The following is a 14359-nucleotide window of genomic DNA, read 5'->3' as shown; positions in this document are numbered from 1 at the left end:
CGGAGACTGTCCCGATGACCCTTGCCTTCAAGGAAACCAATACCTCGCTGCGGGCCGAATTGCGCAAGCCCGCCATCAGCAGCACGGGCGGGGTGGTCTCCACCCAGCACCGCCGCGCCTCCGAGATCGGCGCGGAAATCCTGCGCGCGGGCGGCAATGCCTATGATGCGGCGGTTGCGGTTTCCTTCGCGCTCGGCGTGCTGGAACCGTGGATGTCGGGGCCGTTCGGCGGCGGTGCGATGATGGTCGCGCCCGAGGGCGGGCCGGTCGAGGCGCTTTACTACGGAATGCGCGCACCGCAAAAGCTCGATCCTGCGGATTATCCGCTGGCGGCTGACGGTCATGCCTCCGACCTCTTCCCCTGGCGCGCGGTGGAGGGCGATCGCAACGTCTATGGCCCGCTGGCCGTGGCGGTTCCGGGCACCGTCGCTGGGATCGGCACGTTGCACGACCGTTTCGGCACCATGCCGTGGAAAGACCTCCTTACCCCCGCGATCGCCTGCGCGCGGGAGGGGATGCTGATCGACTGGTATGCCGCGCTGATGATCGCATCGCGGGCGCAGGCGCTGTCGCGCGATGCGAATGCCGCGGCGATGTTCCTTGATGACGGCATCTGGCCCAAGATCGCCGGCTGGACGGCGCTTTCCGACATGCGGGTGAACATGGACCGGATCGCCGCGACGCTTTCGCATCTGGCCGAGGCCGGCTGGCAGGATTTCTACCGGGGCGATCTGGCGCAAAGTCTCGTCGGCGATCTTCAGGCCAAGGGCAGCCGCATGATCGCGGAAGATCTGCGGGATTACCGGCCGGAATGGCAAAAGCCGCTTGCCATCGCCCACAGGGGCGGGCTGATCCATGCCACGCCGAAACTGACCGCAGGGCCGACGCTGGCCGATACGCTGGCGCATCTGGAGGCCGCTCATCCCGCCCCGGCCAAGGGCGCCCCCGGCGCGGCGGATTACCTTGCCTGGGCCGGGGCCCTGCGCGCCGCCTATCGCAACCGGCTGGCCAATGCCGGCGATACCGAGGTGGCGGAGGCCGGCGCGGATGCGCCCAACGCCCCTTCCTGCACCACGCATTTCGCCGTGGTGGACCGGAAGGGCAACATGATCTCGATGACGCAGACGCTGCTTTCGGCCTTTGGCTCGGCGGTGGTCTCGCCCTCGACCGGGCTTTTGCTGAACAACGGGATCATGTGGTTCGACCCCGAACCGGGGCGACCCAATTCCGTGGGGCCGGGCAAGCGCTGCCTGATGAACATCTGCCCGGTGATCGTGGAAAACGACGGTCTGCGGGTGGCGCTTGGCGCATCGGGCGGGCGCAAGATCCTGCCCGCCGTGACGCAGATGGCGCTCTTGATGACCGATCACGGGCTCGATCTCGATGCCGCCGTGCATACGCCGCGGATCGATGTCTCCGGCGGGGCGACGCTTCAGGCGGATGCGGCGCTGTCCGCGGATGTGCTGGCGGCACTGGGCGGGGAATATGAAACGATCGCCGTCCCGCGATCCTTCTTTCCGCTGGCCTTTGCCTGCCCGGTCGCCGTCGCCCGCAAGGACGGCACCAACAGCGGCGCCTGTGAAACCACGATGCCCTGGGCGGAAGCCGTTGCGGAATACTGAACAGAAACGACCAATGGGAAGGAAGACCACATGAGCACCATGTCACGCATTCTCGGCTCGGCAGCGCTTGTCGCGATGCTGCCCCTCACCGCCATGGCCGGCAAGAGCGACGATACCGTCCGCATCGCCCTGTCCAAGGATCTCGACAGCGCCGATATCTATTTCAGCTCGGCACGCGAAAGCACCGTCTTTGGCTATTCGGTCTTCGACGCGCTGGTCGAACGCGATCTGAAAACCGGCGAATGGGTCGGCAATCTGGCCGAAAGCTACGAATGGGTCGATGACCTGACGCTGGAGTTCAAGCTGCGTCAGGGGGTGAAGTTCCACAATGGCGAGGATTTCGACGCCGATGACGTGGTCTTCACCTTCAACCACTTCTCCGACCCGGCGACGGGCGTGGCGATGCCCAACACGGTGAACTGGATCGGGTCTGCCGAAAAGATCGACCAATACACCGTGCGCGTCCATCTCAAGGCGCCTTTCCCCGCCGCGCTCGATTATGTGGAAAGCGCGCTGCAGATCTATCCCGACCAATACTACCAGGAGGTCGGCCCGCAGGGCTTCGCGCAAAAGCCTGTCGGAACCGGCCCCTATGCGGTGGCCTCGATCGACCCGGGCCGGGGCTATACGCTCAAGGCCTTCGACGGGTATCATGAAGCGGGCCCGCGCGGCAAAGCCCATATCGGCACCGTCGAGGTGCGCTCCATCCCCGATGTGAACACCCAGATCGCCGATCTCTTCTCGGGCGCCGTCGATTTCATGTGGCAGGTGCCCGAGGATCAGGCTCAGCGTATCGCGCAGCGCGGCGGCTATACCGTCACACAGGCGCCAACGGTGCGGTTTGGCTATCTCTCGCTCGACGCTGCGGGGCGGACGGGCACGAAACCCTTCACCGACATCCGCGTGCGTCAGGCGGTCAACCATGCGATCGACCGCGTGGCGATCCGTGACGCCTTCTTCGCGCCGACGTCGGAGATCATCAATTCCATCTGCAATCCCGTCCAGTTCGGCTGCGAACAGGATGTGACCACCTACGATTACGACCCGGAAAAGGCCAAGGCACTTCTGGCGGAGGCCGGCTATTCCGACGGCTTCAGCGTCGATTTCTATGCCTATCGCGACCGTCAGGCGGCCGAGGCGATGGCGCAGATGCTTGAGGAAGTGGGGATCAGGACCAACCTGACCTTCCTGCAGTATTCGGCGCTGGCCGAAAAGGTGCTGAAGGACGAGATCCCGATGTCCTTCATGACCTGGGGGTCGGGATCCATCGCCGATGTCTCCGCCTCCACCTCGAAATTCTTCGACGGTTCGGCCATCGATGATGTGCGGAACCCGGAGCTGACGGCCCTGCTGCGGACCGGCGACACCACAACCGATCCCGAGGTTCGCAAGGAAAACTATTCCAAGGCGCTCAAGCTCATCGCCGACGAGGCCTACTGGGTGCCGCTGTGGACCTATACGTCGAATTACGTGATGGCGTCCGACCTCGATTTCGAGCCGACGCCGGACGAATTCGTTCGCTTCTTCGACATGTCGTGGAAATGACCTGACATCCTGTGCGCCCCCGCCGTCAGGGCGGGTGGCGCACCTTTTGTCGGGAACCGGAAAATCAAGACAACAGGGGCGGCAATGCTCAGATATCTTCTGGGACGGCTCGGGATGGCGGCGCTGGTGGCGTTGACCGTCTCGGTCATCAGCTTCGGGCTCATCTATATGGCGGGGGATCCGGCCGTGGCTCTGGCGGGCGAGAATGCGACGCCGGAGATCATCGCCCAGATCCGTGCCCAGCACGGCTATGACCGGCCGATCGCGGTGCAATATCTGGACTGGCTCGCCCATGCGCTGCGCGGCGATTTCGGCGTCAGTCCCTATTTCAAGATCGAGGTCGCAACGCTGATCGCCGACCGGTTGCGGATCACCATGACGCTGGGGGTGCTGGGCATCTCCTTCGCGCTGCTCGTGGGCGTGCCGATGGGCGTTCTGGCGGCGATGCGGCCGAATTCGATGATCGACCGGGCGGCGCTTTTCATCGCGGTGGTGGGGCAGGCGATCCCCTCGTTCTGGTTCGGGCTGATCCTCATCGTCCTGTTCGCGGTGAACCTTGGCTGGCTGCCGGCCTCGGGTGCCGACAGCTGGAAGGGCTTCGTGCTGCCGACCATCGTTCTGGGCTATTACGCCACCCCCGCCATCATGCGGCTGACGCGCACGGGCATGATCGAGGTGCTGGGGTCGGACTATATCCGCACCGCCCGGGCCAAGGGCGTTCCGCCGCGCAAGATCCTGTTCAAGCACGCGCTGCGCAACGCGGTGATCCCGGTGGTCAGCCTGGCCGCGGTGCAGATGGGCTTCATGCTCGGCGGTTCGATCGTGACGGAAAGCGTCTTCGCGCTGCATGGCGCGGGCTATCTGGCGTGGCAGTCGATTTCCCGAAACGACCTGCCGACGATGCAGGCGCTGATCCTGATCTTCTCGCTTTTCTACATCATCTTCACTTTCCTCGCGGATGCCCTGAATGCGTGGCTCGACCCGCGGCTGAGGGATTGAGGCCATGACCATGACCCGGACACTCCCGCTTTCGCCCCGCAGGCAGATGGCGCAACGCGCGCTCCGCCACCGCGGCCTGATCCTTTCCGGCGCCGTCCTGCTGGCCATCGTGCTCATCGCGATCCTTGCCCCGGTGATCGCGCCGCATGATCCCTACAGGCAAAGCCTTGTCACGCGCCTGCGCCCCCCGGTCTGGCTGGGCGGCACATGGCAATATCCGCTGGGGACCGATGCGCTTGGCCGCGACATGCTTTCGCGGTTGATCTACGGCGCAAGGGTGTCGCTGATGATCGGCCTGATCTCTGCCGGGGTTTCCATGGTGATCGGCACGGTCCTGGGCATTTCGGCGGGCTATTTCGGCGGCCGGGTGGACAGCTTCGTGCAGTATCTCATCAACGTGCGCCTTGCCATGCCGGTGATCCTCGTGGCGCTGGCGGCGGTCTCGTTGCTGGGCGGGTCTCTGCTGATCGTGACGATGGTCATGGGCCTTCTGCTCTGGGACCGTTTCGCGGTGGTGCTGCGCGCGGCCACGATGCAGGTGCGGTCGATGGAATATATCGCCGCGGCGGACATGCTGGGCGCCACGCAGCCCCGCATCCTGTGGAAGGACGTGCTGCCGAACGTCATGAGCCATTTGATCGTCATCCTGACGCTGGAAATGGCCCATGCGATCATCCTTGAGGCCGGGCTTTCCTTCCTGGGCCTTGGCGTGCAGCCGCCGACGCCAAGCTGGGGGCTCATGATCTCCGAGGGCAAGGAGCTTCTGCTTTTCGACAGCTGGCTGATCATGATCCCCGGCGTGGCGCTTTTCCTGCTGGTCTTTTCCATCAACATGTTCGGCGACGGCATCCGCGATGTCACAGCACCGGAGGGACGCAACTGATGGCCGCACCGATCCTTTCCATCACCGACCTGACCGTGGATCTGCCCCGGGGCGGCGATCGCCCCCATGCGGTCGAGGGGCTGTCGCTTGAGGTGGCACCCGGAGAAATCGTCTGCATCGTGGGCGAATCCGGGTCCGGCAAGTCGATCACCTCTTTCGCGACCATGTCGCTGCTGCCCAGATCGCTGAAGGTTTCCTCCGGGCGCATCCTGTTCGAGGGCCGGGATATCCTGACGCTGTCGGAATCCGAACACGCCAAGCTGCGCGGCCATCGCATGGCAATGATCTTTCAGGAACCGATGACCGCGCTCAACCCCTGCTACACGGTGGGCGATCAGATCGAGGAGGTCTTCCTTTCCCATACCGACATGCCGAAGGCGGAGCGCAAGGCGAAGACCATCGCCCTGCTGGAAGAAGTCAGGATGCCCGATCCGCCGCGCATCCATGCCTCCTACCCGCATCAGCTTTCGGGCGGGCAGCGGCAGCGCATCGTCATCGCCATGGCGCTGGCGCTCAACCCGTCGCTGCTGATCGCGGATGAACCGACGACCGCGCTTGACGTGACCACGCAGGCGCAGATCCTTGCCATGTTCCGTGATCTCCGCAAGACGCGGGGCGCAGGGATCATGCTGGTCACCCATGATTTCGACGTGGTGGCCGAGGTCGCCGACAAGGTCGTGGTCATGCAAAAGGGCCGCGTGGTCGAACAGGGCACGGCGGAAGAGGTTCTGAACCGTCCCCGCCATCCCTATACGCGCCAGCTTATCGACGCGGTGCCGCGCCGGCAGGCGGAGGTCACGCAGGATGTCAGCGGCCGGCCCGTCGTGCTGCGCGTCGAGGGGCTGGAAAAGATCTACCGCGTGCCGGCAAGCTTTGGCCGTGCCGCGCGCGAGGTGGCGGCGCTGAAACCCGCGAGCTTCGAGCTGCGCGAGGGGGAGACTCTGGGCATCGTCGGCGAATCCGGCTCGGGCAAGACCACGCTGGTGCGCGCGATGCTGCGGCTGATCGATCCGTCGGGCGGGCAGGTCTTTGTCGACGGGCGCGACATCGCCAGCGCGCAGAGATCGAGCCTGCGGTCGCTGCGCCGCGATATCCAGATCGTCTTTCAAGACCCCTATGGCTCGCTGAACCCCCGCCGCACCATCGGCGATCAGCTTGTCGAAGGGCCGGTCAACTTCGGCATGTCGCGGTCGGAGGCGATGAAACGGGCGCGCGAGCTTGTCCGCATCGTGCGGCTGGAGGAGGAGGCGCTGAGCCGCTATCCCAATCAGTTCTCGGGCGGGCAGCGCCAGCGGCTTTGCATCGCCCGCGCGCTGATGGTGGAACCGAAGATACTGGTGGCGGACGAGGCGGTCTCGGCGCTCGACGTTTCGGTGCAGAAGGAGGTTCTGCGCCTTCTGGCCGAGATCCGCGACCGCATGGGTCTTTCGATGCTGTTCATCACCCACGATCTGCGCGTCGCGGCGCAGGTGTCGGACCATGTGATCGTGATGAGCAAGGGCGAGATCGTCGAGCGCGGTCCGATTGCGCAGGTCTTCAACGATCCGCAACATGCCTATACGCGCCAGCTTCTGGCCGCGATGCCGGGGCAGGGGTGGGAAGTTCCCGACATTTCCACCCTGCCGCCCGTTTCCGCCTGATTGTCCCTTTCCGGAGAACCGCCATGACCGATCCCGCAGACCTTTCCGCGACCGAAGCCCGCGCCCTGATCGGGCGCCGGCAACTGTCCCCCGTCGAGCTGACGCGGGCCTGTCTTGACCGGCTGCACCGGCTGAACTCGGTGGTCAATGCCGTGGTCTCGATGGACGAGGATGCCGTTCTGGCCGAGGCCCGCGCCGCCGAGACCCGGCAGATGTCGGGCGAACCTCTTGGCGCGGTGGAGGGGTTGCCCTTCGGGGTGAAGGACATGATCAATGTCCGCGGTCTGCCCACCACCTTCGGCTCGCTGATCTACAGGGACAATGTGGCGAAATCCGACGACCCGATCGTCGCCGCCCTGCGCGGACAGGGCGGGATCGTGCTGGGCAAGACCAACAATCCGGAATTCTCGCTCGGCGGCAATACCCGCAATGCGGTCTATGGTGCGACGGGCAACCCGCATGATCCGACGAAAAGCGCCGCCGGATCCTCGGGCGGGTCGGCGGCGGCGCTGGCCTGCGGGATGGCGCCGCTCTGCACCGGGTCGGATACCGGCGGCAGCCTGCGCAATCCGGCGGCCTTCTGCGGGGTGGTGGGGTACCGGCCATCGCCCGGCGTGGTGCCGGGCAACGGGCGGGGGATCGGGCTTTTCCATTTCTCCACCTCCGGCCCGATGGCGCGGACGGTCGATGACGTGGCGCTGATGCTGTCCGTGATGGCGCGGTCCGACCGGGCCGATCCGCTGACCCCGGTCGTGGACGGCCATACCATCTTGGCTCCCGCGACGCTGGCCCGGCCCGCGCGCACCGATGCCGCGCGCTGGCGCGTGGCAGTGACCGAGGATTTCGGCTTCACCCTGACCGAAGGCATCATCCGCCGCGCCTTTGCCAAGCGCATCGACTATCTGCGCCCCCATCTGGGCCGGGTGGAGGAGGCGCATCCCGATTGTACCGGCGCCGACCGCATCTTTGCCGTCCTGCGCGGCGTGGTCATGCTGGGCGGCCATCTGGACGGCCTGCGCAAAACCCCCGAGGCCTATGGCCCCAACGTCCATGCCAATGTCGAGGAAGGTCTTTCCTTCTCGGTCGAGGATGTGACGCGGGCGCTGACCGACCAGACCAGCTATTACCGCCGCTGGCAGCAGTTCTTCGAGACGACGGATTTCATCCTCTCCCCGGCCGTCACCATTTCCCCGCGCGACTGGCACGAGCTTTATCCCGAAGAGATCGACGGGCAGAAGACCGAAAGCTATTACCACTGGCTGTCGCTCGCCTATGCCTCCACCCTTGCGGGGCATCCCTCGATCACGCTGCCCATCGGGCGGGATGAGACCGGAATGCCCTTTGGCCTGCAGATCATCGGGCGGCGCAACGAGGATGCGGCCCTGCTGAGCTTTGCCCGCGAGATCGAGGCGATCTGCGCCGCAAGCCCCGAGATGGCTTTCCCGAAGGTGGATGTGGCGGCACTGGCCGCGCGCCCGCCCATTGCGACCCTGCCGGGGTTCAGGGGTTTCGACTGACGATTGCCGCGATCGCCCGGTAATCGCCGGCAGCGCTGTATTGCGTCTTGGTCCCGTGATCCGGGCACCATCGGTGCCCGGGACGACCTTTCCGGGGAACAATGCGCGATGTCAGCGGTTCCAGACTTCAGTCCTATGAGGGAGTCTGCGATGGGGCAAGGCGTCGCAAAAGGCCCGGTCCGCAATGCGCAAACGGTTCTGCCATGAGCCGCGCGGCGCCGGATCATTCCCTGCCTTCGGATGGACAGCAGGCCGATCTCATCTACGTCAGCGACACCGAGCCCGGCTATCGGCGCCAGCGTGCCGGCAAGGGTTTCCTGTACCGCGACGAGCAGGGCGAGGCCATACGCGACGGGAACGTCCTTGCCCGGATCAGGGCGCTGGCGATTCCGCCCGCCTGGACCGATGTGTGGATCTGCCCCGATCCGGCGGGTCATATTCAGGCGACGGGCCGGGACGATCGCGGCCGCAAGCAATATTGCTACCATCCGGACTGGACGGTCCGTCGCGGCGCGGCGAAATTCTCCGGCCTGACCGCCTTTGCCCGCGCCTTGCCAAAGCTGCGCCGGCAGGTGGATCAGGACCTGCGTCGACACGGGTTGCCTCGCGCGCGGGTGGTGGCCTCGGTCGTCCGTCTGTTGGACGAAACGCTGATGCGCGTCGGCAACGAAGCCTATCGCCGGGACAACCGCAGCTTTGGCCTGACGACGCTGCGATCGCGTCATCTGGAGGTCGAGGGATCGCGCCTGCGCTTTTCCTTCACCGGGAAATCGGGCCGGAAGTGGCGCCTGAAGCTGTCGGACAGAAGGATCGCCTCGGTCGTCCGGGCGATACAGGAATTGCCGGGGCAGCGCCTGTTCCAGTATCTGGATGAGGATGGCGGCCGGCACGACATCCGCTCGCAGGACGTGAACGACTACATCCGCGCGGCAGCGGGGCCGGATTTCACCTCCAAGCATTTCCGCACCTGGGGCGCGACGGTCGCCGCGGCGCTGGCGCTTGGCGCAACGGATCTGCCCGGACCCAAGCGCGAACAGGCAAGGGCGCTCAACGCGGTGCTGGATGACGTGGCGGGGATGCTGCGCAACACCCGCGCCGTCTGCCGCAGCGGTTATGTGCATCCCGCCGTGATCGACGCTTGGGCGCAGGGACGGCTGGGCGCGGAGATGAAAGCAATCCGCCGGCGCTTTTCCCGCCCGTTCAAAGGCCTCGACGCCGGAGAATCCCTTGTCCTGCGCTGGCTCTTAACGCTCGAAGGCGGCGGGGCTAGGCCCGGTCGGTAAGCGCGGTGGCGCCGTCCTGCGCCGCGCAATGGGCGCAGCAATAGATGACGTCGGCCTGCTCGACGCCATGCCCGACGATCCGGCAGCCGCAATGCGTGCAGGCCGGTGCCAGCCTGTGGACCGCGCATTCGAAACTGTCGAAGACGAATGTCTCCCCCGCCATGATCACCTCGAAGGATTTGTCATAGTCGTTGCCGCATTGGTCGCATATGGCCATTGGTTGATCTCCTCTCCTGTTCAGAACCGAACCTGTCAGCGCGCGTTATGTTCCGCCCGGATCGGGAACAAAGGCGGGGGCCATCGGTTCGGACAGGGAGTTTCGTTCAGGAGGGCGCCGGAATGTCGACCGCGGAAGTGGAAGCCTCGTCCCTGTCGGCCTTGGCCCGGGCGGAGGCCGCCTGCACGCGCTGTCCTCTCTACCGGGACGCCACGCAGGTCGTTCCGGGCGAAGGCCCCGATCAGGCGCGCCTGATGGTTGTCGGCGAACAGCCGGGCGACAGGGAAGATCTGGCCGGCCGTCCTTTCGTCGGACCGGCCGGGCGGCTTTTCGACGCCGCTCTGGCGGAAGCCGGGATTCCCCGCGACGCGATCTTTCTGACGAACGCCGTCAAGCATTTCAAATTCGAGCAGCGCGGCAAGCGCCGGCTTCACAAACGCCCCAACGCCGGCGAGATCCGGCATTGCAAATGGTGGCTCGGCCAGGAACGCAAGCTGGTGGCGCCAGCGGTCATCCTTGCGATGGGCGCGACGGCGGTGCAGAGCCTGCTCGGGCGGGCTGTGTCCATTTCCTCGCTGCGGGACAGGGTCGGGAAACTCGAGGACGGCACGCCGATGATCGCGACCGTTCACCCGTCCTATCTGCTGCGCATCCGCGACTCCGCCGATCGGGAAAGGGAACATGCGGCCTTCGTCGCCGACCTCATGCGCGGCTGGGAGCTGGCAGGCTGACGCTGCCCTGTCACGCCTCTCTGGCGGACAGGTCCAGCAGGGAAATCCCGAACTCGCTTTTCTTCGTGCGGCGCAAGTGTCCCGGGGTTTCCGTCACCATGACCTCCAGCGTCGGGCGGACGGTGCCTTCCAGAAAGTGCCCGCCGCGGGTCGACCCGTCGGCTAGACCCAGCACGGCATGGAGGTGCAGGCTCGGCTTGCCCTCCTTGTCCACCCCGATGTCGCCAAGCGCGCTGAGGACCTCGCATTGCTCTTCGACCGGAATGCGCCGGTAGCTTTCCGTCTCGATGTCGAACCAGCCGACGACCGCGCGCTCGAACGCGCCAATCGCGCTGACCGATGCGGCGGTGATGTTCTGCCGCGCAGCGAAGTCCTGGATCGCGCCGAACGCTTCGTCATCCCGGTCGAGCACGACGGCGAATAGCCGCAGGCCGTCGGTTTCCTTCAAAAGCTTCCAGTCCATGATGCTCAGCCCCCGGTGTGCTGTTCGGCGTTGCGCTTGCGGGTCGCCGCGGCCTTTTTCGCCGAGGCCGACCGTTCGGCCGCGGATCGTGAGGCCGAGGCCTCGCCGCCCTTTTCGCCGCCCTTGTGGGCGGCCGGATGGCCGGTATGCACGCCCCTGCCGGAACCGCCGGGCTTCTTGCCGCCGCCATCGTCCTTGTTCACGGTGGCCCAGGCACGGCGCTCCGCCTCTTTTTCGGGGACTCCGCGTTTTTCGTAGCCTTCGGCGATGTGCTCGGCCTTGCGTTCCTGCTTGTCGGTGTATTTCGATTTGTCTCCGCGTGGCATTTCCGTCTCCTTGCGTTTGGTCCCGCATCCGGGCGAGACGTGGCGGTCGGCGCGTTGTTGCCTTGTCTGAGGCGAACCGCGGGCGCGGCGTTTTGTTCCTGTCCGCGCCGCGGATTTCGGGCCTAGCTTCGGTTTTGCGCCGGTCCCTCCGGTCCGGCGCAACCTTCGACGGAAAATGTAGAGGGAAGGATTCCGACCGCAGAGTTTTCGCCGCGATTCGCTGCCTCCCCTTGCTGCGCAGGGGTGCGGCCAAGTCGGGCGACCCGCCGGAAACAGGGGAAAGATAAATCTCAGTTGTCCATTTGCCTTAAAAACCGGCATGCAGGCATAGCTGAAGTCATCCGGATTCCACTCTGCATAACTGCGATTTATGCAGGCCGATGCCCGGGGCAGCTTTCAAAATCTCTCGGAAGCGATCTTTCCGCCATCCTCCTCCCCCCGAATTCCGGGGAAGGATCGCCGGCGAATGCGAGCCCGGAACCGGAACATGCGCTTATCCCGGATCACGCGAACCGGCCATCGCGATGATATGTTCGGAAAACAGCTTCGAGACCAGTGTCTTGGGTTTGTTGACGTTTCGCAGCAGATAGATCGGCGTCGATATCGGGGTCGAGAAGCGCAGCACCCGCGATTTCCCCGGATCGTGCAGGCGCGCCGATTCCTCGTCGACGAGGCCGATGCCGCCGCCCGCCTCGACGACCTTGCACATCATCGAGCCGAGCGAGATCTCGATCTTGCTGGAGTAGGAATGGCCCCTCATCAGCATCATCGCCTGAAAGCTGCGCTGCAATTCGTCCGGGGCGCTGAGCGTGATGATCCGCCGGCCGTTCAGATCGGCAAAGTCTATTTCACGCTTTTCCGCCAGAGGATGATCGATCGGCAGGATGCACACCGCATTCAGATCGAAAAGTTTGATCTTTTCGAGGCTTGCATCCTCGGAAGGCGCCTGTGAAATACCAAGGTCAAGCTCCCCCCGCGCGACAAGCTGCACGGTTTCGGGCGAACTGCGGCTGCGGAACGCCAGGGTGGCATCCGGATAGCTGTGGATGAACTTCGCGGTCGCCTGTGGCAGCCAGAAAATGGACAGGGCGGGCATGCAGCTAATTTCCAGCCGGGCGTGTTCCATCTGCGGCAGGTTGCGCGCGAACCCTTCGAGATGGGCATAGTTGTCGGTCATCCGCGATGCTTCCAGATAGAGCGATCGCCCCTCATCCGTTGCCTGCAAACCTTTGATGCCACGCAGGAACAGCCGGATGCCCAGCTCCGTTTCCAGCAATTTCAATGATTTGCTGACCGCCGGTTGCGACAGGTTCAGCTTTTCGGCCGCCGCGGTGACGGAGCCGCATTCGATGACCGCGACGAAAACTTCGAACTGCCGGTAGTTCACGACCCATAACCTCAGGATATGTGCATCAGGAATTTATAATTTGACGCAAAGTCAAGCGGACGACAACGTTTCCTCATGAGGGCGCCCCGAAACGGGTCGCCGCATCCGGAAACAAGAAGCCGTGGGAGCGGGGCCGTCTGGCCCGGAAAAACGGCGGAACATCCACAGCAACAGGATTTTCGATGCAACCGCTTCTTTCTTTTGGACTCTCGGTCAGACGGATGGCAGCCGCGCTGATGATCGCGACGGCGATGCCTGTCGTGGCGAATGCGGCAGCCGAAGGCACCATCACCATCGCCGTGGGGGCCGATGCGACGACCTTCCATCCGCATGTCAACGCGCTGCCGGTCGGCAATGCCGTCGACATGCTGGTTTTCGAGCAGCTTTTCCGAATGGGGGCCGACAGCAAGGTGGTCCCGCAGCTGGCACAGGAATGGGGCTGGTCTGAAGACGGGATGACCTTCACCGTCCGGTTCGAGACGGGGCATGTCTTTTCGAACGGCAATCCGCTGGATGCCGAGGCGGTCGCCGCCTCGTTCAATCAACTGCTCGATCCCAAGAGCGGCTCGATCTACGCAGGTCTCTATGCCTCGCTCGGGCGGGCCGAGGCGCAGGGCGACGACACGGTTGTTTTCCATCTGGCCGAGCAGAACGGCCATATCCTGATGCTGCTGGCGAACAGCGCCGCGGGGATCATCGACGTCAAGGCGAATGCCGAGATGGGCGCCGAATACGGGCGCAAGCCCGTCGGATCCGGTCCCTATGTCATCGACGAATTCATCGGCGGCGAGCGGTTCAGCCTGATCCCGAACCCCACCTACAAGGGCGCGCTGCCCGCCACGCTTGAGAAGATCACCTTCATGTCGGTGCCCGAGGACGGCGCCCGCATGGCCCTGATCGAAACGGGCGAGGCGGATGTGGTCGATCGCGTTCCCGCCGATGCGATCGACGCGGTGAACGACTCCGGCCTCGCCAAGGTGATCCTGCCGGACAGCATGTTTTCGATCAGCATGGAGCTGATCAATTCCGGGGTGCTTGCGGATCGGCGTGTGCGCGAGGCGCTGAACATCTCGATCGACCGCGACGGCATGATCCAGGGGATTCTGGGCGGGCTGGCGACGCCGTCCGTCGGCATGGTCGGCCCCGGAACGCAGGACGAGCTGCGCGCGACCTTCCCGCCGAAGCCCTTCGATCCGGCGCGGGCCAAGGACCTGCTGACCGAGGCGGGCTATGGGCCCGGAAATCCGCTGTCGCTGGTCGTGACCTGCCCGAATGGCCGCTACATCAAGGATTCGCAGGTCTGTCAGGCGCTTGTCGCCCAGTGGCAGGCGATCGGCATCGACGCGAAATCGCAGGTGATGGATCTGTCGAACTGGTCGGCGAACAGCCGCCTGCCGCTGTCTGAGCGCAAGGACAACATGACGATGGTCGGCCGCGCGACGGCGGGCATCGACTTCACCCTCTATCGCCTGTTCAAGACGGGCGTCAGCACCAACATCTCGGGCTTCAGCAATCCCGAAGTCGACCGGCTGCTGGCCGAAGGGCGGGCGACCGTCGATCCGGAGGCGCAGAAAAAGATCTACGGCGAAGTCCAGAAGATCATCTGGGATCAGGATCCCTATGTCTTCCTCTGGTATCAGAAGCAGGCGCTGGGCGTTTCGAACCGGGTCAACGGTTTCGCCATACGTCCGGATGAAACCATGATCTTCGACAACCTCACCGTGTCGAGCAACTGAGCCGAGGGCA

Annotated in this window: 13 protein-coding genes; 9 read left to right on the top strand and 4 right to left on the bottom strand. The window is 64.8% G+C overall.

Annotation, left to right across the window (positions count from 1 at the left end):
• Positions 1-14 precede the first annotated feature (14 nt).
• From D2T30_RS07080 to D2T30_RS07050, 7 genes are all read left to right on the top strand, one after another.
• A complete protein-coding gene (locus D2T30_RS07080) occupies positions 15-1622 on the top strand; it encodes a gamma-glutamyltransferase family protein (RefSeq protein WP_128208299.1) in 1608 nt (535 codons plus the stop codon).
• Positions 1623-1652: 30 nt separating this feature from the next.
• Entirely contained in the window at positions 1653-3167 is a 1515-nt protein-coding gene (locus D2T30_RS07075; RefSeq protein ID WP_128183427.1) for an ABC transporter substrate-binding protein, read from the top strand.
• A gap of 84 nt (positions 3168-3251) precedes the next feature.
• Positions 3252-4166: an ABC transporter permease gene (locus D2T30_RS07070; protein ID WP_128208298.1), complete on the top strand. Its 915-nt coding sequence runs from the start codon at positions 3252-3254 to the stop codon at positions 4164-4166.
• Positions 4167-4170: 4 nt separating this feature from the next.
• On the top strand, positions 4171-5049 hold the full coding sequence (locus D2T30_RS07065) for an ABC transporter permease (protein WP_128183423.1): 879 nt from the start codon (positions 4171-4173) through the stop codon (positions 5047-5049).
• Complete coding sequence (locus tag D2T30_RS07060) at positions 5049-6689, top strand: ABC transporter ATP-binding protein (RefSeq protein ID WP_128208297.1); 1641 nt, start codon at positions 5049-5051, stop codon at positions 6687-6689. Before D2T30_RS07065 ends, D2T30_RS07060 begins: the two co-directional genes overlap by 1 nt.
• 23 nt (positions 6690-6712) lie before the next feature.
• Entirely contained in the window at positions 6713-8206 is a 1494-nt protein-coding gene (locus tag D2T30_RS07055; RefSeq protein WP_128208296.1) for an amidase, read from the top strand.
• Positions 8207-8409: 203 nt separating this feature from the next.
• Positions 8410-9489 carry a DNA topoisomerase IB gene (locus D2T30_RS07050; protein ID WP_206612878.1) on the top strand — a complete coding sequence of 360 codons (1080 nt, stop codon included), beginning with the start codon at positions 8410-8412 and terminating at the stop codon, positions 9487-9489.
• Here the strand turns inward: D2T30_RS07050 and D2T30_RS07045 are convergent.
• The gene (locus D2T30_RS07045; protein ID WP_128208294.1) at positions 9473-9706 is read right to left on the bottom strand and encodes a hypothetical protein; all 234 of its coding nucleotides are present in this window, start codon (positions 9704-9706) and stop codon (positions 9473-9475) included. The two genes, D2T30_RS07050 and D2T30_RS07045, sit on opposite strands and share 17 nt — an antisense overlap.
• Before the next feature lie 122 nt (positions 9707-9828).
• On the opposite strand from D2T30_RS07045, the gene D2T30_RS07040 reads away from it, so the two are divergent.
• A complete protein-coding gene (locus D2T30_RS07040; protein ID WP_128208293.1) occupies positions 9829-10437 on the top strand; it encodes a UdgX family uracil-DNA binding protein in 609 nt (202 codons plus the stop codon).
• Between the two features lie 10 nt (positions 10438-10447).
• Here D2T30_RS07040 and D2T30_RS07035 read toward each other — a convergent pair whose 3' ends face one another.
• The 3 genes from D2T30_RS07035 to D2T30_RS07025 all read right to left on the bottom strand — a co-directional run bounded on the left by D2T30_RS07035 (position 10448) and on the right by D2T30_RS07025 (position 12613).
• On the bottom strand, positions 10448-10900 hold the full coding sequence (locus D2T30_RS07035) for a PPC domain-containing DNA-binding protein (RefSeq protein ID WP_128208292.1): 453 nt from the start codon (positions 10898-10900) through the stop codon (positions 10448-10450).
• Between the two features lie 5 nt (positions 10901-10905).
• Positions 10906-11226 carry a plasmid stabilization protein gene (locus tag D2T30_RS07030; protein WP_128183411.1) on the bottom strand — a complete coding sequence of 107 codons (321 nt, stop codon included), beginning with the start codon at positions 11224-11226 and terminating at the stop codon, positions 10906-10908.
• A 493-nt stretch (positions 11227-11719) separates the two neighbouring features.
• Entirely contained in the window at positions 11720-12613 is an 894-nt protein-coding gene (locus D2T30_RS07025) for a LysR family transcriptional regulator (protein WP_128208291.1), read from the bottom strand.
• A gap of 221 nt (positions 12614-12834) precedes the next feature.
• Between D2T30_RS07025 and D2T30_RS07020 the strand changes: the two genes are divergently transcribed.
• Positions 12835-14349, top strand: coding sequence for an ABC transporter substrate-binding protein (locus D2T30_RS07020; RefSeq protein ID WP_164884240.1), 1515 nt, complete (start codon positions 12835-12837; stop codon positions 14347-14349).
• The last annotated feature ends 10 nt before the right edge of the window (positions 14350-14359 follow it).

Origin of the sequence: Paenirhodobacter populi, assembly GCF_004022215.1 — a bacterium.
In the GTDB taxonomy this organism is placed as follows: domain Bacteria; phylum Pseudomonadota; class Alphaproteobacteria; order Rhodobacterales; family Rhodobacteraceae; genus Rhodobacter; species Rhodobacter populi.
This window is presented reverse-complemented; position numbering and strand designations above follow the sequence as displayed.